The sequence below is a fragment of the Paenibacillus sp. JNUCC-31 genome (assembly GCF_014844075.1).
Taxonomy (GTDB): Bacteria; Bacillota; Bacilli; order Paenibacillales; family Paenibacillaceae; genus Paenibacillus.
Genome location: NZ_CP062165.1, coordinates 396013 through 420714 on the forward strand (window position 1 = coordinate 396013; position 24702 = coordinate 420714).

General features: G+C 43.1%; 19 protein-coding genes. 4 read left to right on the forward strand and 15 right to left on the reverse strand.

Annotated elements, in window-relative coordinates; translation table 11 throughout:
* Nucleotides 1–90 precede the first annotated feature (90 nt).
* The 4 genes from JNUCC31_RS33740 to JNUCC31_RS01620 form a co-directional block, all read right to left on the reverse strand.
* Entirely contained in the window at nucleotides 91–354 is a 264-nt protein-coding gene (locus JNUCC31_RS33740; protein ID WP_267132494.1) for an aldehyde dehydrogenase family protein, read from the reverse strand.
* The gene (locus tag JNUCC31_RS33745; RefSeq protein ID WP_267132495.1) at nucleotides 281–577 is read right to left on the reverse strand and encodes an aldehyde dehydrogenase family protein; all 297 of its coding nucleotides are present in this window, start codon (nucleotides 575–577) and stop codon (nucleotides 281–283) included. Before JNUCC31_RS33745 ends, JNUCC31_RS33740 begins: the two co-directional genes overlap by 74 nt.
* Nucleotides 558–2792, reverse strand: coding sequence for an NPCBM/NEW2 domain-containing protein (locus JNUCC31_RS01615; RefSeq protein WP_192267953.1), 2235 nt, complete (start codon nucleotides 2790–2792; stop codon nucleotides 558–560). Before JNUCC31_RS01615 ends, JNUCC31_RS33745 begins: the two co-directional genes overlap by 20 nt.
* A gap of 1771 nt (nucleotides 2793–4563) precedes the next feature.
* Complete coding sequence (locus JNUCC31_RS01620; protein WP_192267955.1) at nucleotides 4564–5190, reverse strand: histidine phosphatase family protein; 627 nt, start codon at nucleotides 5188–5190, stop codon at nucleotides 4564–4566.
* 421 nt (nucleotides 5191–5611) lie between these two features.
* Here JNUCC31_RS01620 and JNUCC31_RS33055 point away from each other — a divergent pair, with 421 nt between their 5' ends.
* From JNUCC31_RS33055 to JNUCC31_RS01635, 4 genes are all read left to right on the forward strand, one after another.
* Nucleotides 5612–5758, forward strand: a complete 147-nt coding sequence (locus tag JNUCC31_RS33055; RefSeq protein WP_228469438.1) for a hypothetical protein — start codon at nucleotides 5612–5614, stop codon at nucleotides 5756–5758.
* 1036 nt (nucleotides 5759–6794) lie between these two features.
* Nucleotides 6795–7433: a bZIP transcription factor gene (locus JNUCC31_RS01625; protein ID WP_192267957.1), complete on the forward strand. Its 639-nt coding sequence runs from the start codon at nucleotides 6795–6797 to the stop codon at nucleotides 7431–7433.
* Between the two features lie 523 nt (nucleotides 7434–7956).
* Nucleotides 7957–8628, forward strand: coding sequence for an SOS response-associated peptidase (locus tag JNUCC31_RS01630; RefSeq protein WP_192267959.1), 672 nt, complete (start codon nucleotides 7957–7959; stop codon nucleotides 8626–8628).
* 994 nt (nucleotides 8629–9622) lie between these two features.
* A complete protein-coding gene (locus JNUCC31_RS01635; RefSeq protein WP_192267961.1) occupies nucleotides 9623–10090 on the forward strand; it encodes a hypothetical protein in 468 nt (155 codons plus the stop codon).
* 420 nt (nucleotides 10091–10510) lie between these two features.
* Here JNUCC31_RS01635 and glnA read toward each other — a convergent pair whose 3' ends face one another.
* From glnA to mutL, 11 genes are all read right to left on the reverse strand, one after another.
* The gene (gene glnA / locus JNUCC31_RS01640) at nucleotides 10511–11839 is read right to left on the reverse strand and encodes a type I glutamate--ammonia ligase (protein WP_192267962.1); all 1329 of its coding nucleotides are present in this window, start codon (nucleotides 11837–11839) and stop codon (nucleotides 10511–10513) included.
* A 128-nt stretch (nucleotides 11840–11967) separates the two neighbouring features.
* Nucleotides 11968–12381: a MerR family transcriptional regulator gene (locus JNUCC31_RS01645; protein ID WP_063563200.1), complete on the reverse strand. Its 414-nt coding sequence runs from the start codon at nucleotides 12379–12381 to the stop codon at nucleotides 11968–11970.
* Nucleotides 12382–12462: 81 nt separating this feature from the next.
* On the reverse strand, nucleotides 12463–13716 hold the full coding sequence (locus JNUCC31_RS01650) for a methionine gamma-lyase family protein (RefSeq protein ID WP_192267964.1): 1254 nt from the start codon (nucleotides 13714–13716) through the stop codon (nucleotides 12463–12465).
* Nucleotides 13717–13800: 84 nt separating this feature from the next.
* Entirely contained in the window at nucleotides 13801–15087 is a 1287-nt protein-coding gene (gene hflX, locus JNUCC31_RS01655) for a GTPase HflX (protein WP_192267966.1), read from the reverse strand.
* Nucleotides 15088–15207: 120 nt separating this feature from the next.
* Complete coding sequence (locus JNUCC31_RS01660) at nucleotides 15208–16179, reverse strand: AAA family ATPase (RefSeq protein WP_192267968.1); 972 nt, start codon at nucleotides 16177–16179, stop codon at nucleotides 15208–15210.
* Nucleotides 16180–16291: 112 nt separating this feature from the next.
* Nucleotides 16292–16855 (reverse strand): ribonuclease FAU-1 family protein, encoded by a 564-nt coding sequence (locus JNUCC31_RS01665; RefSeq protein WP_062328169.1) that lies wholly within the window; start codon nucleotides 16853–16855, stop codon nucleotides 16292–16294.
* A 276-nt stretch (nucleotides 16856–17131) separates the two neighbouring features.
* Nucleotides 17132–19801 (reverse strand): penicillin-binding protein 1A, encoded by a 2670-nt coding sequence (locus tag JNUCC31_RS01670; protein ID WP_192267970.1) that lies wholly within the window; start codon nucleotides 19799–19801, stop codon nucleotides 17132–17134.
* A 166-nt stretch (nucleotides 19802–19967) separates the two neighbouring features.
* Nucleotides 19968–20210 (reverse strand): RNA chaperone Hfq, encoded by a 243-nt coding sequence (gene hfq, locus JNUCC31_RS01675; protein ID WP_017687918.1) that lies wholly within the window; start codon nucleotides 20208–20210, stop codon nucleotides 19968–19970.
* 530 nt (nucleotides 20211–20740) lie between these two features.
* A complete protein-coding gene (gene miaA, locus JNUCC31_RS01680) occupies nucleotides 20741–21691 on the reverse strand; it encodes a tRNA (adenosine(37)-N6)-dimethylallyltransferase MiaA (RefSeq protein WP_192267972.1) in 951 nt (316 codons plus the stop codon).
* Nucleotides 21672–22457, reverse strand: a complete 786-nt coding sequence (locus JNUCC31_RS01685; protein WP_192267975.1) for a class I SAM-dependent methyltransferase — start codon at nucleotides 22455–22457, stop codon at nucleotides 21672–21674. The genes miaA and JNUCC31_RS01685 overlap by 20 nt, the downstream gene beginning before the upstream one ends.
* A 17-nt stretch (nucleotides 22458–22474) precedes the next feature.
* Nucleotides 22475–24685 (reverse strand): DNA mismatch repair endonuclease MutL, encoded by a 2211-nt coding sequence (mutL, locus tag JNUCC31_RS01690; protein WP_192267977.1) that lies wholly within the window; start codon nucleotides 24683–24685, stop codon nucleotides 22475–22477.
* Nucleotides 24686–24702: the final 17 nt, after the last annotated feature.

Genomic DNA, 24702 nt, shown 5'->3' on the forward strand with positions numbered 1-24702 from the left:
TCGTCCGTTAGTTCGTATCATAAGAAATACGCAAAGAGGTTGCCCTGTTCATCAGGACAACCTCTTTGTCTGCGTACTGCTTATTATGATTTATTTGCTGCGTTTGGGCACGCTCTTATGCTGTGAGAACACATCGAAACACAGCTGACCGTGGTAAGAACCCATTCCACTTTCTCCTACTCCGCCAAACGGGAGATAATGTGATGTCATATGAGACAACGTATCATTAATACAACCGCCACCGAAAGATACTTGGTTCAAAACCTGATTTTGGAAAACCTCATCCTGAGTGAAGAGATATAATGCCAGTGGTTTTGGACAACGAATAATCTCCTCTAGTCGGGTTAAGATCACTATATTTAAACACAGGAAGAATTGGACCAAAGATCTCTTCTTGCATAACAGGTGACTTCCAATCCACTTCACCCAGTACTGTTGGTTCAATGAACAGTTGATCACGTTTAGAACGCCCACCGATCAATGTTTTGCCATCTTGGATACGGAAATCCGGCTTGTTTTGTAAATTTTCGGAAGAGGTGTGCTTTAACCTTACAACACTATTTGACAAGACGGGCATTTACCCAATCGGCATGGTCACTATTTATACCATCTCCACTATCTGTTACTTTAAGTTTTAGCTCATTCTTTCCGGAAAGATTAACGTTTACCTCTTTTGCCGCTGTATTTCTATTCATCACACCACTGGAAAATACAACTTGATTGTCTACAACAACTTGGAACTCCACAGTACCTACAGAACCTACATCACCATCTACCCCGACTAGCGCGGTAAAGGATGTGTACTTCCCATCCAGTTTGTAAACAATTTCACTGTTAGCATGTGTGCCCAAACCTTTGGTATAGGTCTTGTCATTTAACTTAAGTGTATTTCCATCAGCATTACGATCTTTTTGAATTGTTCCCCAACCTGTTGTGGCAGAAAACCAATCAATATCGCTGAGATACGTTGTTACAGGTGTTATTGGATCGGTTTCAAAGATTTTAATCTCACTTGCAGAGGCAAAACCATTTGTTCCACCTCCTTGAGGTACTTCAAGGCGAACATATTTAGCAAGCGTAGGTGTGAAAGTTACTGTCTTTTCTGTTTTGTCCTTTGCCCAAGTGCCTGTTGCAACCTGAGAGAAGGATACCCCATCAAGACTTGTGAGAATTTTATAATTTGTAATAATACCATTTTCTTCACTTTGACGTGGTAAATATGTCAGCTTGTTGAAAGTTAGCGGAGTTGCATACTTTGCTGTAATATTGAAAGGAAATTGATTTTGCTTAGACCATTCACTGTGCCAGATACTATTTGTATTTCCATCAAATGCATTTATTGCGGTATTATTAGCACTTGAAGTCTCTTGGCTATTTGTTGTTACCCCAATGATACTTTTTACCTTATCCATTCCATCAGTCGGTTTAATGATGTTATATTCTGACCCAAACCAAATTGGTGCAGTTAGAAGAGGTAAATTCAATGAGTTAATCTTGTTTCGTGTTTCATTTGTTGCAGACAAACCCCATTTATCAAAGAATGGCGTCAAATCATAGTGAGCTACTTTTGAAGTGTTTAGAATAAATGCCTGTTTTTTCTGATCATTTGTAGTTGGCAAATCAGCTTTTGCCGTCTCACGATATAATCGGTGTAAATCTGGGTAGAAGTTATCACCAAAAGCAAGATTAAGTTGCCATAACATTTCTAATTTTGAATTAGAGTCTGAAAAATTCTTGGTTGGCTGATCTACAAACGTGAAAGCAGTAAAGTACTCGAATGGTGACCTTGCAGTCTCAGTAGATTTAAGAACCTTCTTAGCAGCTAGAGAATATAGATTTACGGTCACCTCACCCATCTCATCCCAAGTCCAGGGTCCTTGTTGCCTCAAATGACCTGCCTCATGATACTGCCCCCAACCCATTCTTGTAAGGTCTAAAGAATCTGCATTTGCTCCAGTACTTGTAGGCATAATCGCCCCATCCCAAGTTGCATATGCATATGCTCCGCCTGTGTAGTTTGGTTGTTCAATAATGCCAATCAAATGTTTATCTAAATGATGTCTAGGATCAGAATCAGAATTTGATAGTCCAGAAATTTTATCCTGTGCTGCTATAAACGTATCATAAGTCTGTAAAACAGGAACTGGGTCTTGATTCAAGATATGGTCTCTAGCAGAAGCATACGTGAAGACTAAGAGAGCTTTTTCTGATTGAAGAACAACAGAGGGTGCATCAGGATAAGCATTCATCATTTCCTGCCAATCCGCTTTTGTGTTCTTGCCTAATACAAAGAATGGAACTGGACTCCCCCCACTCACTACATTTACATTAATACTACCTTCATTGTTGCTGTTATCAAAAGACAACAAACCGCCATTTGGTGAGGAAATTGTGTTTATACCTGCTTGTAATGGATACTGAATCGCCCACTCTTGATCATGACGATGTGTCCCAATAACCGCTGTAATTGGTTTGTTACCTATAACTTCAATCTTAATTTGTTCATTAGCTTTTGCATATAGACCTGTTGGCTGAAATATTTTTCGCGCATCTGCATACCCCGCCGCTCTGCGCTCTCGCTCACCTTCCGCCCATATATCTCCAAGAGCTTTTACTTCAATATTTCGCTGAACAACAAGATTACTTTGCTGCGTGATGGCTGCCTCTGGCGGTGTAATAGCTGCCTCTGAAGTTTCGGGTAGTACTTCAGATGCCGAGACAGGTGCTACAACTGCTGTTGCTGTTACCAACATAAGAGATAAAACCTGAAGTGACTTCTTAAATTTCCTCATAAAATCCTCCTAATATATTTTAATTTATGCATAGCTAGCATTTAAATGCTGGCATATCCACCTTGGTAAGTATTCAATAGATTTCAGACAAACCAGACCCTGCTTTATTACATTTTCAACAAATTATTTTCCGACTTTTGCAGCTTAACTCCATACAAACCCTTGATATAGCTGGGCTAACCAGAGTTCCATTTTTGTAGTTGGACGAAAAACAGTCGTATAGTTTACTTTTTGGCTTGAGACATTTCAAGAATAGACTCATGAGTTGTTGAAGTGCCGTCTGGAAGTCCAGATTGCGGACTTCGTCAGCAAAGAGAAAAAAAGACATGCGAGTTTTCGTTCATCACCCGATTCACGTCGCTCATCACGAAGCAGTAGGGTTTGCGTATACCAGCCATCCATGTACCTGTAGTCAACTATGAACCTTGCATGCAAAGCCTGGTCCAACATGGGTACAGCTCCATCCATAATTTGGAAGTAAACTTCCGGTTGTACCCGTTGCTTCGTTTGGGTAGATTCGAAGCCATTTCGCAAAAACGATTGGTCAGTTAGCCGATAAAAGCATGACAAAATCGAGCGGAGCGAAGCTAAAACCGCCTAAGCCAACCGGCGTAATCACCGTTATTAAATAAACACCATTAATCCTATTTCTCCTATTACATTTTTATTCTCATTTTAATTACATAAATTTAATTATAAATATTTTATTACTATATTTTCTATATTCAATCCCGCAAAACGAGCAAGATCCCATTGTTCTTCATACAAGAACATTGATCTGACTTACGGCATATCTAAAGTCACCGTAGCACCCCGGTAATTACTGTTAGTATCTAGCCATGAAAAGAGGGCATTAGATAAGGTAATTCGTGATCAGATTCGCTACCCTGCCTTTTTCATCTTGATAATGTACTGTTAATGGAATACATGAGGTCCCGTGTACTATCCACTTGCTTCAATAAAATGTATAACATTTTATTGGTTAATTATGTATATAAAGCATAAAAAGGTTTTAATGTGTGCAACAATATTGAGGAATTATTGGGGAAGTAAATTAGAGCTTCATCTGGAGGGACACACTAGCGGTAATTAGGAAAAAATACGGAAATCTAAATAGTTTGCTACACTATTCTGAATTAATTACATAGTTGGAGGAGTATGTCATGATTCATAACATCAGTTAGGTTTTGGTAATTTTTCTCACTTGATTTGCTATACCAAAACTTTTTATTTCTGTACTTGCCGACTGCTTGTTCCATCAAAAACAAGAACTGCTTTCGGGATTAACAATTTTATGTATTGGGTCAACACCTGTACTCTTCTCCACTTCACTATATTGTGCATATGTTCTAAGCAGTGTCTTCTGCCAAGATGAACGAGGACACAACATGATGTTTAGACAAATGTATACAGATCTCACTGACCAAGACATTTCAGGTGAGAGTAACGAACAATATTCCAATAAATTCATATATAAGTGGACTACAAAGGGCGTTTGAAGGTGAATTAGCAGCTATAGAAATGTACAGAAGGATTGGGTTTGGACTTCCTTATGGAATCTATAAGGATACCCTCGGGAGGGGATCATTCTTGACGAACAAAAACATGCTGATAAATACAACAATTTGTTAATTTATAAATTGGCAAGATGAAGAAATAAGATAAATTCAATGAGAAATTAAAGAGGGGTAGCTTTAGTAACCTAAAGCTGTTCCTCTTGGTTAAATCCATCATGAAAGCTATACACAGTGCGTAGAAAATTTTAAACAATTTACATTCCGGCTAGATGTAAAACTTCTTCTAATGTCAGTTTTCCAATAACCTTATACCCTTTTTGATCTCCCAGCGGTTTAATAATAACTGTCTCCATACTCGAAAGTTCTCCTAGTCCCACCCCGGGAGGAAAAGAGTGAGCTACTATTAGCCTGTTAAAATGAATTGGAGGTGCCTCTTCAACTTCATTTGTAAATGCTTGAAGTGTACTGTCTATAGTTTCAGTGCTCGGGTTTTGACTGAGTTTATATATGTTTAACCAGAAACCATTTACTTTTACATTTTGTGTACCAAAAGCAGTCTGAGCCGTTTGGAGGGTTCTACATAAGGGGCTTGCTTCTACGGGCATATGGACAGGAATATTTAGTTTTCGAATAGCATTGCCATACTTCTCAGCCTGTTCCTTTCCCGTAGCACTTAGATTCCTCTGTGTAGAGCAATCTGTCAGACTAAAATCTTGTTGATCTTCCCCTACAGTTGCGTCTCCATGACGGGTATAGAGTATGTACCCACCTTTTTGAAGATCATTTATAAGAAAAGATCCAGAAAATTCTGATCCTCTGGCGTTACAAGTTGTTCCAAGCAACAGAAGAAGACAGGGTACAATAATGAATAAACGGTACATTTCTCTACCACCTTTTTCCCTCTACTCTCCCCTTATTACGATATTATATACAATGTTTCATCATTCAGAGGTGGATCGGCTACCATTAGTTGGCCAATAAAAATGAGAGCTTATAGAATAAATCTATTACTCTGAAGACTACAATGCCGAAACAAAGACGTACGTATACAGCAGAGTTCAAGAAACAAATGGTATTGTGTGTAAACGGAAAAATACTCGGTATCAGCAGTGTGTGACGTCCTGCAAATCCCTAGAAGTACATTTTACTATGAAGCCCCCAAGAAGAGTTACTCGGAGACGATATCACCACAGCCATTATAGAGGTGTTCACAAATATCGAAAAGCATATTGCACCCGAAAGATCAAAGCTAAATTTCACGAACAAGGGCTGGTTGTTTGCAGGCGTCGAATCGGTCGGATCATGAACGAACAGGGATTGGTTTCGACATACACGGTTTCCCGCGCCTTTGCGAACGTGAAAGGAAATCTGAGTCAGATCCAATGGTTTCATACCGACCGTGGCGGTGAGTTAAAGATCAAGAGATGGATGAGCTTTAGAGACGTTTGAGATCGGCCGATCGTTGAGTGCAAAAGGCTGTCCTTATGACAATGCCATAGCTGAAGCCACTTATAAAATTATGAAAACGAAGTTCGTGAACCAGATGAATTTTCAGAGCATATTTCTTCTAAAACCAAAAAATAATATGCGCAAGTCCGAAAAATTCACTAAAGGTATTCTGCAAGAATAAAAGTTCAACAATCCATTTACCCACAAAAAGAAAAACCCCTCAGCGCTAGAGCGCCAAGGGATGCAGCTATTAGTACAACGTGATATATTGATCGCTTTCCCATTGGTGAACTTGTGTACGGTTTATGTTCCATACTTTTCAAAACTAATCATAATCATTCAGACTTTTGCGGGCATTTTGTGGGCGCCCTTTTTTCTTATTATAATGAAGAAACTCGTTTCAAATACTCATTTTGATTACATTACTACTTTGACATCATCTGAAATAAAGGTACTAAGCGTCATCTATATGACTCTGTTCAATCCGAATTCTCCCAATTTAAAAGCCATACAAATTCATTAGTTAACAGAGACTATTTCGGCGCCAACCAAGCCTCTCTATACTCTAGCATAATCATCCTTGAGCTTTCATATAATACGTTTCCTTCAAATCTACTACGTATGACAAGCGCCTCCCCTAATATTCAGTCCAATAGTCAATGTTCCCCGAAGGTGGAGTGTAGTCAACCTTGGGTCCTTCCAAAATAGACTTTGTTGGACGTATCCGTCTTGTCATCCCAATGTATGAATTCGCGTCTATAAGAGCTTCGAGAACAGCCAAGACGTCTGGTTTATATTTGCCGTCAACTCGTGGACTGCGGGAAACCTGCGCCGCCACCTTTGAAGTTGTATAAGATCCATAGGACCTTACATTGATAATCCGTTAGCAAGTTAATCACCTAGTGTTCACTTATGTACGAATATACGTTCCCTTATAAACAGTGAAATCATAGATATTTAGAATTACATATAGAAACATTTTCCTAGGTCTGATAGACTATATAATAAGAACATATATAGGAGGATTATTAGTAATATGAGAATAGTATCAGGTATTTTGCTTGTTACCGCATTTTTAACACTTGTCGCTTGCTCACCTCAATCTAAAGCCGATTCAAAAAGTGATGGTGGCGTTGCGAATAAAGTAGAATCTACTTTGTCACAAACAGAATCCAAAGAAGAGCCAGCAGTTGAAACATCTGCAGATTCTGTTGATCAAGAACAAGAAAGTACTGCAACTTCAATTAAAAAAGGAGAAACAGTAACGATAGACGGGTTTGCGGAAATTTCAGTATCTAAACAAAAGTTTTCTAAAAAGATTGAACCTTCAAAACCAGGCAATTTCTATACATACTACGAATCAAAAGAAGATGATTCTACATATTTTGCACTCACAATCAAAGCCAAAAATTTATATACAACCGGCATTGATGCAGATGAAATAGCAAACGTCACCTTAATATTTGATAATCAGTATGACTACCCTACTTTCAGTACCGTTGAGGAAAATGGAGGAGAAGACTTCACTTACAGTAACATTACCAGCGTCAATCCTCTAAAAACCACCACGTTATATTTTCTTGCAGAAATACCAAACGAGGTCGCTAAAAGTGACAAACCATTAAAAGCTGTAATTAAGATACAAGATGAAGTTTTTGAATATACAGTAAGATAATAAAAGGCTCTACCAGTTATAAAGCGTAACCTTTGTAAAGGACATTTGAAAAAACTAGACAACCTGTTGAAGCTGCTGTCTGTATCTTACAGACGGCAGCTTCTTCAAATTCCACTGCCCTCGATAATGATTGTAATACGTCATATCACTCTACGGAGAAATACTGTCGAGATATTTTTCATTCAAGCCAATAATTCCAGAATATCATTTGTCGCTCTATCTGCCTTAAGTCGATATTATAAAATCGAACGGGGAGTTGTTAATTCATAGTAAATATGATCCAAAGATCCCCGCCAATCCAGGTGTTCCCTTTTCTACTGTTATAAGTTGCTTCCCTTCTGGCAATCCCCCACTGTAATCCACTGCTCGTTTACAGATTGGTTAGAAGCTAAGCTGAATACCAACACAACTGCTCCAATTAATAGACTAAGCTTCTGGATGCGTATCTCCACAAATCCCCTGTTTCTATTCTAAGAGATTTGAGTAAAATTACATAGTATAGAGTCTCAAAGGAGGCATTATCATGTGCGGAAGATTTACAATCACTGACCCCATAGACGCTATCACGAACAGGTACTATGCTTCGATTGCAGATGGATTTGAGTACAAGCCGAATTACAACGCTGCACCTATGCAGTACATCCCAACCATTATTGGAAGCAAAGACGGAAATAGATTAGGCTCGCTCCGTTGGGGTCTGGTTCCTACTTGGGCCAAGGACGACAAGATTGGTAATAAGATGATTAACGCTCGTGCTGAAACGCTGTCCGAAAAACCAGCCTTTAAACGCCTGATCAGATCTAAGCGCTGCATTATCCCTGCGAACGGGTTTTACGAGTGGCGTAAAGAAGGATCAGCTAAGCAGCCGCTGCGGATTCTTATGAAAGACGACTCCATTTTTTCACTTGCTGGGTTATATGACACCTGGACAGATCCAGACGGGAATAAACTGAGTACTTGCACCATAATTACTACAGAGCCGAACAGTCTTATGGAAGACATTCATAATCGCATGCCGGTTATTCTACGACCCGAGGATGAAGCAAAATGGCTGGGAAGATATAATGACGATGTTCAGTCGTTGCTCAGCTTGCTCAAGCCATACAAGGCTGCTGAAATGAGAGCGTACAAGGTCCCCAAGGAAGTAGGCAATGTGCGAAATAATAATGAGGAACTACTGAAGGAAGTAAATTAGAAATCTAATCTAAGAGTGAGTGATCCCTAACCGGCAATCACTCTTTTTTGTTTTTTCATCTCAGAAATATATGGAAATATTCTCACAGGTCTGATAGAGTATTTTAGGTTAATTACATAAATGGAGGACTGCAATGATTGAAGACTTAAACAATATATTTGGTAACATATTTAGTGTGGGACGATTATTGGTCTGTTTGTACTTTCAATGCTAGCCTTTAAAGCAATGCTTAGAAATATAAAAAACAAATTTAAACCCTCTAGCAAATTAATGAATTGCGAATCTTGCAGAAGTGTAATATCTAAAGACGCCTTTGTATGTCCACATTGCGGACAACATTACGGGGGCTCAAGCGCTGGTAATTCTATATTTTTCTGTTTTATGGCCGGATGTGGATTGTTGTTTGTTTCATTTTATTGTCTTGAACTCTTCTTTGAAGAAGTAGAATATGAATTTATCCAAAAATACTTTAATTAAACGAATGCCCAGTAATAAAGGAGCCACTATATGGCTCCTATTTTTGTACCCTAAACTCAAATGTATCACGAAAGTATCTCTTCCCCATGATCTTAATGGATACTGGGCTATATTCTTATACTATCCCCCATAGTCAATAATGTGTTCACGATCACCCAGGACATGCCAGACGGATACGCGGACCTGGGTTAATGCTCCTGCAAGGAAATCATATCAGTGGATAATATCTTATATGTATTATTCATCTCATCACCAATCTATCACTTCGACAAAAGATTTGTTTTCCCTGCACAAACAACTAATTTCCATCAATTCTATACACATAACATTCCAGAATAATATTTATACAGCCAATATTTTACAATATTATCATTTACAAATATCCATTTTATATGGTATATTTATCCATGGTTGGCCAACTTAATTATGTGAGAGCTCTTCGATATCTTTAATTTCAAATAATAACTTAAAACAGAATCTTACTTTATTGGTTCTAGTATATTTGGGAGGTTTGAATATGAAAAGATTAAGAAAATTCTCTATTTCTGTTATGGCAACCGCTTGTTTATTGGCATTTGGTTCAAGTTCAGCATCCGCTAAAACTGGTTGGGCAGATACTTTTGAGACCGCGGAAGTAATGTATTCAAGCGTTAACCAATCTTCCGGATTTAGCGCAACACAATATTTAGATAGCATGAGCGACAACGATTATTATGTAATAGACAATACTAACGGTTCATCTGAAATCACATATTCTGTTATAGCCACTCCACCTGCTAACTTCGACATTATTATGGGTGTTATTAAAATGAATGCAAGCGGTGCGATACTGTCTATTCAAATGGACAACTGGAATGGCCGTGGTTATCCTGAAGCAATCAGCTGGAACGCTAAACCAGGTGAAAAAGTATATTTCAGAATTATGGATAACGGAATCAACAATTACAACGAACCTTATACAATTCAATTTACTAAAACTAGCTGATTGATCTTAAAGTCGGTATTCTAAAGGCTCCCCGCTTAATGCAGGAGGAGCCTTTTTCGTTTGTAGTACTTGGTATGTATGGTTCATTAACATTCTCCTACTATTCAAATGATTCAAAATTTTATAGCGAATATTCCCAGGATCTGATAAACTATTCAATTCCAAAAGAAACTAACTAAGATTTCAATTTGAAAAGAATTTTCGCCTTACTTTGTGCTTTAGCAATGTTTGGGATCATCTACATAATTGGTGATGTAAGTGTTAAGATCTCAAATCAGGTGAGATCTCTCCAGCATTCTTGGTTCAGAAAATCAAAATGGGGGACGTTTGGGGGACACTCCTCAATAGAAGTATAATCCCCATTCAAACGTCCCCCATTTAAACCCTCAAAAAAACACATAGTTATAAGGTTTTATTCAATTAGTACAACGTGATATATTGATCGCGTTCCCATTGGTGGACTTGAGTACGATACATGTCCCACTCAATTTCTTTCAGCTCGTAGAAGTGAGCTAGGGCGTGGTCGCCGAGTGCGTCACAGATGACTTCGCTGCGGATCAATTCGTTCAATGCTTCTTTCAGGTCAGCTGGCAAGCTTGGAATACCTTCTTCCACACGCTCTTCTTCTGACATGATGTAGATGTTACGGTCAATTGGAGCTGGTAAGGAAAGCTCACGTTTGATTCCGTCCAGACCTGCTTTCAACAAAACAGCCAAAGCCAAGTAAGGGTTAGCAGCCGGATCCGGGTTACGAACCTCAACACGTGTGCTCAGGCCACGGGAAGCGGGAATACGGATCATTGGGCTACGGTTACTAGCAGACCATGCTACATAACAAGGGGCTTCATAACCTGGTACAAGACGTTTGTATGAGTTCACAGTTGGGTTCGTAATTGCTGCAAACGCACGTGCGTGCTTCAGAGTTCCAGCCATGAAGTGACGTGCAGTTTTGCTCAGACCCAACTCGTCCGACTCGTCAACGAATGCGTTCTCATTGCCTTTGAACAAGGATTGGTTACAGTGCATACCGGATCCGTTCATACCAAACAGCGGTTTAGGCATGAATGTAGCATGTAAACCATGCTGACGTGCAATCGTTTTGACAACGAGTTTGAACGTTTGGATCTGGTCAGCTGCTTTCAGAGCATCAGCATATTTAAAGTCGATCTCATGCTGACCTGGAGCTACCTCATGGTGGGAAGCTTCGATCTCAAAGCCCATTTCTTCAAGTGTGATAACGATGTCACGACGACAGTTTTCACCAAGATCCGTAGGCGCAAGGTCGAAATAACCACCTTGGTCATTCAGTTCGCTAGTCGGGTTTCCTTTTTCGTCTGTTTTGAACAAGAAGAACTCGGGTTCAGGACCGACGTTGAAGGAAGTGAATCCCATATCTTGGGCTTCCTTCAGGTTTCGTTTCAAGATGCCACGTGGATCTCCTGGGAACGGATTACCATCTGGAAGATATACGTCACAAATCAGGCGTGCAACACGGTTCTCTGCAACCCATGGGAAAATGAGCCAAGAATCGAGGTCAGGATAGAGGTACATATCGGATTCTTCGATACGCACATACCCTTCAATGGAAGAACCATCAAACATCATTTTATTGTCCAGAGCCTTTGTAAGCTGGCTCACAGGAATCTCAACGTTTTTGATAGCTCCAAGCAAATCGGTAAATTGCAGTCGAATGAATCGAACATTTTCTTCTTTTGAGATGCGTAGTATGTCTTCTTTAGTAAAACTCACGATACCCTCTCCCTTTCTACTCTGCGTAATGGCTTGCCTGTTATATTTGTACATTAGAAAATTGCACGGGTCAAGGAGTTCTCCTCCCCGAAAACGGGATTTCCCCTGATCTTCGAGGTTATACGAATTTATTTTTTATTAAAAAAACGGGAAAGCTCTCCTTGAATGAGAGATACTTGTCCAGGTCGCTTACCTGACACAAGTTGTTGTTTCAGCAGACGGTGCAACTGAGAATCCGACAGTTCTCTGCGCTTCACTTCCGTATCGGCGGTAATAACTGTCGCCTCTTCGGATTCTTTGGATACAGGATTCATTACTTGCTTAATGCCAGCAATGTTAACCCCTTTTTCAATCAATGCTTTAATCTCCAGCAAGCGTTCTACATCATTAAACGAGAACAAACGCTGATTACCTGACGTTCTCGCAGGAACAATCAAACTGTGCTGCTCGTAATAACGAATCTGACGCGCGGACAGATCCGTAAGTTTCATTACAATACCTATCGGGAATAAGGCCATATTTCTGCGAATTTCGTCACCCATCTTCATCAACCTTCCAGTCATCTATTCTTCCCCTATTGTACATTTAGTTGTTACTAAGTGTCAATGATGTGTTAGATAAACTCACAATAATTTACGCTCTCTCATGGTCTGCAACGCCATCAAAACGCCATATTTAACATGAGAGTATGTTAACCCACCCTGCATGTAGCCAATATAGGGCTCACGGATAGGTGCATCAGCAGACAATTCCAAACTTCCACCCTGTATGAACGTACCTGCCGCCATAATGACAGGGTGTTCATAACCGGGCATGTCCCAAGGTTCAGGAACCACATGACTATCTACTGCAGCTGCCCGCTGTATCCCTTGCACAAAGGCGATTAAATGCTCTGCTGAACGAAATTGAACAGCCTGAATCAAATCGGTACGTGTCTCATTCCATGCCGGTTTGGTCACAAATCCGGATGCTGCAAACATCGCTGCAGCGAATATACTGCCTTTAATGGCCTGTCCGACAATTGTCGGCGCCATGTAAAGTCCTTGGTAGATGCTGCGAGTCGTGCCTAACATTGCCCCAACCTCACCACCGATTCCAGGAGCAGTCAGACGATATGCCGCCAATTGCACATACTTTTCCTTCCCGCATATGTATCCTCCGGTTTCCGCCAGACCTCCACCGGGATTCTTGATCAGTGAACCTGCCATCAGATCTACTCCAACCTCTGTCGGTTCACGTTCCTCCGTAAACTCACCATAACAGTTATCCACAAATACGATGACATCTTCCTTGATTGCCTTTACACGTGCAACCATATCAGCGATTTCTTCAATGCAGAAGGAAGATCTCCAATCATATCCTCTGGAGCGCTGAATACCGATGACTTTGGTTGCTGCATTGATCCTTTTCTCTACGGCTGCCCAATCTACTCCGCCATCTTCCAGCAAAGCCGTCTCTTGATAGCCAATGCCAAAATCACGTAACGACCCTGTACCATCACCAGGCTTGCCAATCACTTTATGCAATGTATCATAGGGCTTACCTGTAATGTACAACAGCTCATCACCTGGGCGAAGCACACCAAACAAAGCTGTAGCGATTGTGTGAGTTCCTGATGCAAAATGAGGACGTACCAATGCCGCCTCTGCACCAAACACATCTGCATACACTTCATCGAGCACTTCACGCCCGCGATCGTTATAAGCGTAACCCGTTGAACCGGCAAAGTGAAAATCGCTGACTTTTCTATGCTGAAAAGCTTCAATTACTTTCCACTGATTACGATCAGTGATAAGGTCTATCTGTTGTAATTGTCCCTCAATCTGGCGTTCAACCTGTTGTTGAAGTTCACTAATTTCTGAATCAAAGCTTGCCATCTTGCTTCATTCCCCTTCATAGCACGTATCTAACGTCAAATATCAATTATCGTGTCAAATTATCATACAAGTATGTCATCAATATTACAGTTGTATAAAATCTTCAAGTAAGTAACCAAATTTTTCATATTCACCTTTTTGCAGTTCCACTTCATAAATGACATCATTCTCTTCAAAAGTGGTCTCCACAACATCCCCTATTTTGTAAAGCACAGGCGTAAGATCTCCACGTTCAGCCGGAATACGGAACCGCTTTGTATCACCAGTTAGTTCCCCCTGGATCAGCTCCCGAATTTTCTGCAAATCCTCTGGATCAAGCGCACTCACTTTGATATGGTCTTTATCCAATGGAAGCATTTCAAGCTGCTCCGGAGTACATGCATCCTTTTTGTTGTACAACACCAACTGCGGCTTGTCTCCTGAACCCAATTGTTGCAAAATCGAGTGTACGGTTTTCATCTGGTCTTCGCGCATAGCGGATGATGCATCCACCACATGCAAAATAAGATCTGCTTCATTCACTTCCTCCAGTGTTGCCCGAAAAGCTGCAATCAGGTCATGGGGTAGATTTTGTATAAATCCTACCGTGTCCGTCAGTACGATTTCTTTGCCGCTTGGCAGTTCCATTGTCCGTGATGTCGGATCAAGGGTAGCAAAAAGCTGGTCTTGAATATACACATCAGCTGCCGTTAATTGTTTAAGCAAGGTTGATTTGCCGGCATTCGTATAACCCACAAGGGCAACCTGTACGATACCCGTTTTTTTGCGACGTTCCCGGTGCAGCTTGCGGTGACGTGTCACTTCCTCCAGATGACGCTTCAAGTCATCGATGCGGCCACGAATGTGCCGGCGATCTGTCTCCAGCTTACTTTCACCCGGTCCCCGTGTTCCAATTCCGCCGCCGAGTCTGGACAGGTTCTTACCGTGACCCGACAAACGCGGGAGCAAGTAGCTCAATTGAGCCAGTTCAACCTGAATAATACCTTCTCTCGTATTGGCGCGCTGTGCAAAAATATCCAAAATAAGCTGGGTACGGTCAATAATTTTGAGATCCAGCGCTTCTTCCAGATTACGAACCTGAGCACCAGACAGTTCCTGGTCAAAAATAGCTGTTGTTGCTCCCATTTCTTCAGCTACAGCTCGGAGCTCCTCCACTTTCCCCTTACCAATAAACCATTTGGTATCCCGTGTTTCCCGGTTCTGAGACAGTACACTCAGCACTTCCACGCCTGCTGTCTCGGCAAGCTTCACCAGCTCCTCCAGAGAGTACTCCGGATTAATACCCGAACGCTTAACTTCATCCGTAATCAGGCTCACCAATATGGCCCGATCCTTTTTTACCATGTCTGTATCATGTGTGCCATTTGTCATCGTGTATATTCACTCCTTCTTTTACGCATCTGCATGTATTTATTGCCACCATGATTCCCATGGCATACTTTAAGCCGAACCGGTTAACCCGGCCGGCTGCTTCAAAAATTATATTATCGCTTACTTTTGCTCAAACTTCAAATCCTCTGTACGAATGGTCATCAGCTCCAGTTTTCCCGGATTCCCCTGAGTATACTGCTCCAATAGTCGAACTGCCTGGTGGCGAATGGAGCGTTCAATGGCATTTCGGACATATCGTGCATTGCTGAACGCATGCAGAGATTCATTTTTTTCCTGGAGTAGATGCTGTTTTAATTTGAGTATGGTCTGCGGCATTAGAATATAATCACGTTCTTTGGCCATAATCTCGGAAATCTGAATTAACTGATCAATACTGTAATCTGGAAATTCAACCTGAATCGGAAAACGGGAAGGCAACCCCGGATTCGTCTGCAGAAAAAAATCGATCTCTTCCGAATACCCTGCGAGGATAAGAATGAATTGATTTTTATTGTCTTCCATGGACTTTACAAGTGTATCGATAGCTTCCTTTCCAAAATCCTTCTCCCCACCGCGAGCCAAACTATATGCCTCGTCAATGAACAAGATTCCCCCTAATGCCTTCTTGACCAAATCTCTCGTTTTTTGCGCCGTATGTCCGATGTATTCTCCAACCAGATCTGCTCGTTCCACTTCAATTAGATGCCCTTTGCTGAGCACACCCATCTTCTGAAACAGCTTTGCCACAATCCTCGCTACTGTTGTTTTACCTGTTCCCGGATTGCCTTTGAAAATCATATGATACACGTGCGCTCCACTTAGCAGTCCTGCTTCGGTACGCATCTGGGCAATCTGTAAGAAAGCGTAAATTTCGAATACCAAATCCTTGATATTTTCAAGCCCAACCAACTGCTCCAATTCACCTTGTATCTCCTGAAAATGCGCATGCTTGGCTAACCCTTTTGCTGCCTGGATTGCCGTCTCTTCTTCTTTGACCAGCATCTGAGGCTCCTGGTTACGCAAAACAACATTAATTTGTCTGGATGGTCTGCCTCCCGGTTGCCCTCCTGCAGCCATGACCCGTCCGTTCATTCGCCATCACCTCTATTTTATCGGGCTGAACTCTCCTGATTATTAATGTATTCTATCAGTTGCTCTAATATTAGAAGGATGACGAAGAATTCTAAGACGCGTTGATCATGAATCAAATATGGATATTTTTTCTGAATTCTCCGTTTTCGAACAAGGTCTTTCGATGCTTCAGCGACAATTGGAAATAAGGAAACACATGGGCATCAATGGCATGCAGCAAGTCCTTGGCTGTCCGATTGGCCAGGTCGTAATCCCCCGTCGTAATATGCTTACGAGAAAGCGCATCTTCAAGTTCATCTTCATCCAGCAAAAATACTTCTCCATCTTTCAGGACGACGACATCGAGATAAAGGTCATCAAACCAAGGAACACCCTGATCGGTAATCCCTTGGCTGCGACATGTATCAATATACCACTCAACAATCCGCTCCTGATCATCAAACATGGCCGTAACCACAAAATGTTCTCCTTTGGGATAATACTGCAACCAGGAATAGCCTTTATCTGCAATGCAGAAGGTGCTTCCTCCATAGGTTTTCCACAATGGCTCTTTTAAATCTTGTATCGTGTACAATGTAATGTAGCCTGTGAAAATTTTGGATTGAACGAACCGGCATGTAAATTGTCGGTTCGTAATCCGGCGCCAGTTCGCGCGGTCCCCGAATTTCCGTTTCATACGAACCCCTCTTTGCCGACCACAGGTCCGTGACCTGCTGATATTGGTGAACAGCGAATAACGTCCGCATTACCGACTCCATCAGTTCCTGGATCCGCTTTGCACAACGTATTACGAATAGTTACAGCTTACCATATTTAAGTTATACACTCAAAATCAAGCTTTGTCCCACTACTCAGCAGATTCCAGTCTATTTACAGATGTCTTTAAAAACAAAAAAGCCTGCTTCGCCGAAATTTCGGGAAGCAGGCTTACAGGTAAAACTATATCTTTCTTTTAACCACCAGTTCCGGTTTGAGCATCTACCGGGGCATCAGTCTCTCCAGCATTACCATTGTTCCCACTATCCGGTGTAACTACCTCACCCGGTGTTGATACGGAACCATCACCCGAATCCTCTCCTGTACCAGGATCTGTTGTTCCCTGTCCTGGCGGAGTGCTTCCGTCTCCCGGTTGACCATTACCTTGACCCGGTCCACCGTTGTTGCCGTTATTCCCATTACCGTTACCGGTATTGCCGTTACCATTGTTACCATTCTCATTCCCATTGCCATTGCCATTGTTACCTTCAGAATTTCCATTGTCCGGCGAACCGTTGTCCGGATTTTCTGTTCCTGGCTGTCCTGTGTCCGGTCCTGTTCCTGGCTCCGTGCCCGGATCTGGCTGTTCCGGTTCCAATTCTTCCGCTTCAATCATCAGCGATATCGTATTGGAAGGATCCGTCTCCTGTCCTGAAGCCAGATCATAGGCCGTCACATAATACTCATATGTGAGACCAGGAAGAGCACTTAGATCCTGCGCACTGGTCGAACCAACCGCATCAATGAGGTGCGTGAACTGTCCTTCAGATGTTTCTTTTCTGTAAATCCGATACTGTGTCGATGAATCCCCTGTTGCAGACCAATTCAACGATACCGTTTGTGTAGATGGATCATAAGCACCATTCAAACCACTCACTGAAAGCGTTGGTTTCTCTGGTTCTTTTTCCGGCGGAGGTGTCTGGGCTCCTGCTGGAGCTTTGAAGTCCTTCACAGGAACGCCTTTCAACGCATCCCCCATAACTTTGGCAAAGAACGCTGCTGACAGCTTACTGCTATTCTTGAGCATATGGGTTGCATCCGGATTGTCATAACCCATCCATACTGCTGCAGTCCATTCTGGCGTGTATCCGACGAACCAAACATCACGGTTGGCACTGTTGCCGGAAATACCACTTTGAACGGTTCCCGTCTTACCAGCGACCGGTCGATCCAGACGTGCTGAACGACCCGTACCGTCATTGACTACGTTTTGCAGCATCTGAGTCAGGGAATACGCATTTTGCTCACTCATCACACGCGTTGTGTCTGATTTGTCATGTTTATAAGTCGTTTTCCCGGAACTATCCTTAATCTCCTTAATGGCATATGCCTTCTGGTACTCACCCAAATTGGCAAAAGCACTGTAGGCTTGCGCCATTTCCAGCGTATTTGTTCCTTTGCTAAGACCTCCCAGCGCAATCGCCAGGTTTTTGTCTTCATCTGTAAGCTGGATACCTACACTTTTTGCAAATTGAACACCTGTGTTCACACCAATTTTGTTTAACAGCCATACTGCCGGAATATTCTCCGATTTCGTAATGGCATCCGTCATGCTAATGGTTGAAGAATACCCATGCAAATTACCCGGACAGTAATTCCCAAAGCATTGCTTTTCATTACTGAGAGCTGAGTTTGCATTGTAATTCCCTGATTCAAGAGCCGGCGCATAAGACACAATCGGTTTAAATGCCGATCCAGGCTGTCTGCGGCTCTGTGTTACCCGGCTATAGCCCTTCGTTTGATAATCCCGTCCGCCCAGCAAAGCAACGAGACTGCCATTTTCATGGTTCATGATTACCATAGATCCTTGAACCTGTTGATCATCTTTGCTTGACTCAAACAGGCTATCATCCGAGAACGCGCTCTCCATCGCGGTTTGAGCTTGAGCATCCATCGTCGTGTAAATTTTGTATCCACCAATATTCAGATCATCTTCCGTTTTACCTGACACACTTTCAGCTTCACGAAGAACATAATCGATAAAGGCTTGGTACTTTTGCTCTTTCTCAGGTGGTGTATATTTATAATCGACTGCTTTGGCTTTATCCATTTCCGCCTTGGTAATGTAGCCTTGTTCGTACATCAGCTGCAATACCACACCACGCCGTGCTTTGGAATCGTTAGGATTACTCAGCGGGTTGTAAGCAGATGGCCCTTTAGGCATGGCTGCCAGGGTTGCAATCTCCCACAATTCAAGCCGGTTCAAATCTTTTTCCCCAAAATAAAATTCAGATGCAGCCTTAATCCCATAACGCTGATGACCGAAGAAAATCCGGTTCAAGTACATCGTAAGAATCTCGTCTTTTGTGTATTTGCGCTCCAATGCCATCGCAATGGAAACTTCCGTAGCTTTACGGAAGAATGTCTTGTCACGAGACAAGAACATATTTTTTGCAAGCTGTTGGGTCAGCGTACTGCCGCCCTCCACCATGGAGCGGGCCATGACATCTTTTACTGCCGCCCGTCCGATGGACCAGATATCCACACCCTGATGCTCGTAGAAACGTTTATCCTCTGTAGCAACAAAAGCTTCCTTGAGCAATTTCGGAATAGCGTCACTCTCTACCGGCTCCAGCTTTTTAATGGATAACTCACCCATTAGCTGTCCATTACGGTCATATACTTTTGAAGTTTCATTGATTGTTGTTTTGTCCAGATTGGCTTTGAGCAGTTTTTCACCACTCACCATAATAAATAAATATCCGCCAAGTGCACAGAATATGGCGATTGCCATGGTAAAAAACAATGTCCATCCAACGCGTTTACCCGTAATTTTTTTCTTTTTAGAAGTCTTTGGCTTCGCTTTTTTGGTTGACTTGTTATTGCTGTTGCGATTGTTAGACCTCGACAACGGATCGTTTGGCATGTTACCTCCTGACTCCCTTTCGGATGCATAATTTCTATTCGTCTGTTGGCGCAAGCTGGTATTTGCTTATTTTGCCCGGAATGAAAAGAACAACCCTTATTAGGTTGCTCTGCTTCAATTCCTATACTTGTAGACGAAATGGTTGATAAAAAGGTTTCGACTTTTTTTAAGCTTCGCCGCTGTTATCTTGCTGCATCAGCGATACGCTGCGTTGCGGCGTGAACGTGGAGATGGCGTGCTTGTAGACCATTTGCTGGCGTCCGTCGCTGTCAATGACGATCGTAAAATTGTCAAATGCCTTGATCGTTCCGCGGATTTGAAAGCCATTGGTCAGATAGACCGTAGCTGGAATGTTTTCTTTCCGCAGTTGGTTCAAGAACGTATCTTGGATGTTGATGGACTTGTTCATTAGCCGTACCCCCATTGGTTCATTTGAATTCATGTTTAAGTAATATTCAATATCGCTGAGTAGCTTTCGTGCTATTATATCATGAACAGTTTCATATAATCCACAAAAACCCCTTGCCTGCTATTTGCAGCTATGTGTGAGCTTCGCTTGCAACTAGAAGACTTATCCATTATACACTGCTTGTCAAAATTGCAAAAGAGGGACAAATTCTTACTTTCCCAAAGCTCTTCTTCTTTTCTTCTTGGTCTCTAACGGTTTTCCCTATTCCTTGATAACGGAATATTTTGCCGTTTTTATTCTATCCTTGAATCAGAATTTTCAAGTAGATATTGGTCTTGAACATTAAATAAATACCCAGATTAGGGCCATTAGACCCGCAATTGCGAAAGTAACTAATATTGTATACGACTCCAGTTATCCCCTCTCTTAATGACATCCTTTTCCTAAAAAAATAAAGAACCTCTACCTTTATTTCAAAAGATAGAGGCTCTAAAGTCCTAAATATTGGTTGCGAAAGGCAATTTCTATATTCAGCCAAACTTGCGTGTAATCATCTCACATACCTGAGTATAATTTCCATTAAAATCTGTGGTATCCGTCATATCCACCCATTCAATGTCCTTCATATGACGGAACCAGGACAATTGCCGCTTGGCAAAACGGCGTGTATCCCTTTTTAGCCACTCTACCGCAGCCTCCCAGCTTACTTCACCCTGAATATAAGCCGCAATTTCCTTATAGCCGAGTCCCTGCATGGAGATATGCCCCCTCGCTACCCCGCGCTCCAGTAAAGACTTGACCTCATCTACCAGACCCTGCTCGATCATCAGATCAATTCGCTCTTCCACTCGGGCATACAGCTTCTGACGATCCATCGTCAAACCCACAATAAGCAGGTCATACGGAGACTCCTTTTTTTGGGAAGCAAGCTGCTCGGACCACTTCTCACCTGTGAGGTGGTAGATTTCCAGTGCTCGAACAATTCGGCGCTGGTCATTCGGATGCAGTCGTTCTGCACTAACCGGATCAATGACCCTCAGCTTATCATGTAACGCCTGCGGGCCATGTTGCTCTGCATAACGGAACTGTTCATTTCGAAACGCTTCATCCGAGCCGCTGTCCGAGAATTGAAAGCCGTAACATACCGATTCAACATACAGACCGGTGCCACCAACAATAAAAGGCAATTTGCCGCGCTCATGGATTTCCTCAATCAGACGTGTGCAGCTCTCCTGAAACTCAGCTACAGAATAGGGGTATTCCGGTTCATGGATGTCAATGAGGTGATGGGGTACACCCTTCATTTCATCACGAGTAATTTTGGCCGTTCCAATATCCATTTCGCGATATACTTGCATCGAATCCCCCGAAATAATTTCACAATTGAAGGCTTGTGCAAGCTCAATACTCATTCTCGTTTTGCCTACAGCTGTCGGTCCGACCAGCACAAGCAGCTTCGGTTTAACTTCCACTTTCAACATTAATCACTCCGTACAGTGTTTTTGCATTGCCCCGGTCGTGCACCTCAAAGCCGAGTCTCGTAAACTCCGTGCTGCCGCGCTTCTCTTTCATAACTACCCGCTTGCGGGCAACCCGTTTCGCTTCAATAATACTCTGTTCATCCAGTGCGCTTGGATTCGCATAATCCCGCAAAGGCTGGATGGCACTTGAATCGAGCATCGGTTCACGGAACATCGGGTCAAAATAGACCGTATCACAGCTTCGATCGGGCATGGAACGCAGCAAATCAAGATGATTTGCGTGACGCAGCTCAATGCGCCGGAAAGCTTCGTTTACCGCAGGCTTAATGCTTTCATATTGAGACATGCCTTCTACTAATAGTGTGTACAGCGGGAGGGAGCTCTCACATGCGATGACCCGACCACTTTCGCCCACCGCCACCGAAAAGACCAACGCATCGGTGCCGAGTCCGGCAGTACAATCGATAATGGTATCTCCTTCAAGCACAGCTCCCGCTTCCAGCATTGGGTCTGCCTCTCCCCTTAACACACGTTTGGCGCGTACAAATCCCATGCTGGGGTGAAACTCAAGCAGCGGTGAATCCGGACGAAACAAACGAACTTTACCCTGAAGCACAACAACAACCTCATCTATCCCATAATGTGCAATCAGTGTAGGTAAAGACATTTTTTTGCGTGGTATATAGGTGCCTCCCGTTGTTTCCGCAAGGTTTCGCGCACGTTCCACAAGGTGGCCTGCTTCCTTTTCACCGGTTGTAATATACATAACTTCCTCCTAAATAGCTACATGACCCGTTTGAACAATTTCTCCAGATCATAGGTTGAAAATGAAACCACAATTGGTCTCCCGTGTGGACAAGTATATGGTTGACGGCATGAACCAAGACGCTGAATCAGCACTTCCGCCTCCTGATCCGTCAGTTTCTGATTGGCTTTGATGGAAGCCTTGCAAGAGCACATAATGGATGCCGCTTCTCGCATCTTGGCAACATCAATACTACGTTCGCTCAGAACCCATTCTGCCATCTCCTCAATAATGTCTTTCTCATCCCCTTTTGGGAACCAGAACGGATGGGAACGCACCCTGAAGGTCTGCCCGCCGAAATGCTCCAAGTACACACCTGCCTGCTCGAACCAAGCCAGTCTGGTTTTAAGCTTTTCGGTCTCGGAAGGAGTGAACTCCAGCGTAATGGGCAGTAACAGTTCCTGTGACGCCTGAGCCGGACTGCCAAACTGCTCGTAGTAATACTCATAATTCACCCGTTCATGCGCGGCATGCTGATCGATCAGATATAGACCATCTTGATTTTGTGCAATCAAATACGTTCCATGGTGCTGCCCAATCAGACTTAGTTCGGGAAACGCAGGCATGGAAACATCCGATTTAACGGCAGATGCCAGCCTAATTGGGTCCGGTAAACGTGGAGCCTTCCAGCTTCGCTCTCCTTTTGTACCTGCCGCAGATGGGTTATAAGATGAACGTCCTTCTCTAACCGGAGAATCCACCGAATTGGAACGATAGTCAGGAGCCGGAGGCTGCGAAGCAGATGGTCTACTATCCACAGTTGAAGGTATGGCATCCTGCGAAACACCATCTGTAGCAGCACCGTTACTTCCACTCCCAGCTGAAGCTGGATCGCTATGGGAACTTTCGTTATCACTATAATTATACTTCAGAACATTAGATCCTGAGTCTCCGCTCAACACCCCGAATGGACTGTAGGTTGGCGGAAGCTCGGGTGGAGGCTCGGGCAAAGGCAGCGTCTGACCCTCCATGTTCCCATCAGTACCTGACTGCACATCAGCCGGAGCATCCAAATCCAGATCATCATCCTCCGGGTTCATGTTACCGGGTTCAGCACGTTTCCCTAAAGGACCCGATTGCCCATAACCTGCGGATTCAGCTTCGTCCTTTAGCGGCCCTCTTGGGAAAAGAAATTGTTCCTGAATAAAGGAGCTATTATCTCCACGTCTGATCTGCTGCTTGGTTACCTGTGGAATGAGTACTTCCTTCCGTAATATTCCACGCAGTGTTGTTTCTATAAACTCGTACAGCTCCGCTTCCTTGCTGAAACGAACCTCCAGCTTCGCCGGATGCACATTCACATCGACCAGGGATGGGTGCATCTCCAATTGCACTACGACAAGTGGAAACCGATTAATAGGCAGCAAGGTATGATACGCCTTCAGAATAGCCTGGTTGAGCCCATAATTCCGAATATATCGTCCGTTTAGAATGGTTGACATGCCGCCACGATTAGCACGAGTCCATTCCGGCAGACTGATTAGCCCGCTCACACGATAGTCCAGACTTTCTCCCTGAATGGGGAGCATGGCTTTGGCAGCACTTGTACCATAGATCGCTGCAACCACTTGCAGCAGATCCCCGTTGCCCAGTGTCTGAAGCAGCGTATTTTCATTATGACGCAGCGTGAACGAGATGTTAGGATGGGACATGGCCATGCGATAGAGAACATCCGAGATATGTCCCAGCTCGGTCTGGATCGTTTTCATATATTTAAGCCTGGCTGGTGTATTGAAAAATAGCTCTTTCACCTCAAAATCCGTGCCTTGGGGTGAGGTTGCATCCTCATGTGAGAGAAGTTTGCCTCCCTCAATCACGATTCGGCGCCCTCGCCCGTCATTGCCGCTGGCCGATAACACTTCCACCTTGGAGACAGCGGCGATACTCGCCAAGGCTTCTCCCCGGAATCCAAGACTTGTGATCTGAAACAGATCGCGACCATGGGCTATTTTACTGGTTGCATGACGATAGAAGGCCTTTTCCATATCCTCAGGTTCGATACCGGAACCATTGTCTTTAACCCGAATACGAAGCAGCCCGCCCTCTTCCACCGTAACATCAATCTTGGAGGCGCCTGCATCCACCGAGTTTTCGAGCAACTCCTTAACGACTGAAGCAGGTCGTTCAACCACCTCACCTGCCGCAATCTGGTTGGCAATATGTTCATCAAGCACATGAATTTTCGCCACAGGTTTTCCCCTCCCCT

Coding starts and splice junctions, on each gene's coding strand:
- JNUCC31_RS01625 (WP_192267957.1), top strand. CDS start 6,795: ATGAGAATAGTATCAGGTATTTTGCTTGTTACCGCATTTTTAACACTT.
- JNUCC31_RS01635 (WP_192267961.1), top strand. CDS start 9,623: ATGAAAAGATTAAGAAAATTCTCTATTTCTGTTATGGCAACCGCTTGT.
- JNUCC31_RS01645 (WP_063563200.1), bottom strand. CDS start 12,381: ATGGGTGACGAAATTCGCAGAAATATGGCCTTATTCCCGATAGGTATT.
- JNUCC31_RS01665 (WP_062328169.1), bottom strand. CDS start 16,855: ATGAAACGGAAATTCGGGGACCGCGCGAACTGGCGCCGGATTACGAAC.
- JNUCC31_RS33745 (WP_267132495.1), bottom strand. CDS start 577: ATGCCCGTCTTGTCAAATAGTGTTGTAAGGTTAAAGCACACCTCTTCC.
- hflX (WP_192267966.1), bottom strand. CDS start 15,087: ATGACAAATGGCACACATGATACAGACATGGTAAAAAAGGATCGGGCC.
- miaA (WP_192267972.1), bottom strand. CDS start 21,691: ATGTTGAAAGTGGAAGTTAAACCGAAGCTGCTTGTGCTGGTCGGACCG.
- JNUCC31_RS01620 (WP_192267955.1), bottom strand. CDS start 5,190: ATGTACCGTTTATTCATTATTGTACCCTGTCTTCTTCTGTTGCTTGGA.
- JNUCC31_RS01615 (WP_192267953.1), bottom strand. CDS start 2,792: ATGAGGAAATTTAAGAAGTCACTTCAGGTTTTATCTCTTATGTTGGTA.
- hfq (WP_017687918.1), bottom strand. CDS start 20,210: ATGAACAAGTCCATCAACATCCAAGATACGTTCTTGAACCAACTGCGG.
- JNUCC31_RS01685 (WP_192267975.1), bottom strand. CDS start 22,457: ATGTATATTACAACCGGTGAAAAGGAAGCAGGCCACCTTGTGGAACGT.
- JNUCC31_RS33055 (WP_228469438.1), top strand. CDS start 5,612: ATGAACGAACAGGGATTGGTTTCGACATACACGGTTTCCCGCGCCTTT.
- JNUCC31_RS01660 (WP_192267968.1), bottom strand. CDS start 16,179: ATGAACGGACGGGTCATGGCTGCAGGAGGGCAACCGGGAGGCAGACCA.
- JNUCC31_RS01670 (WP_192267970.1), bottom strand. CDS start 19,801: ATGCCAAACGATCCGTTGTCGAGGTCTAACAATCGCAACAGCAATAAC.
- JNUCC31_RS01650 (WP_192267964.1), bottom strand. CDS start 13,716: ATGGCAAGCTTTGATTCAGAAATTAGTGAACTTCAACAACAGGTTGAA.
- JNUCC31_RS01630 (WP_192267959.1), top strand. CDS start 7,957: ATGTGCGGAAGATTTACAATCACTGACCCCATAGACGCTATCACGAAC.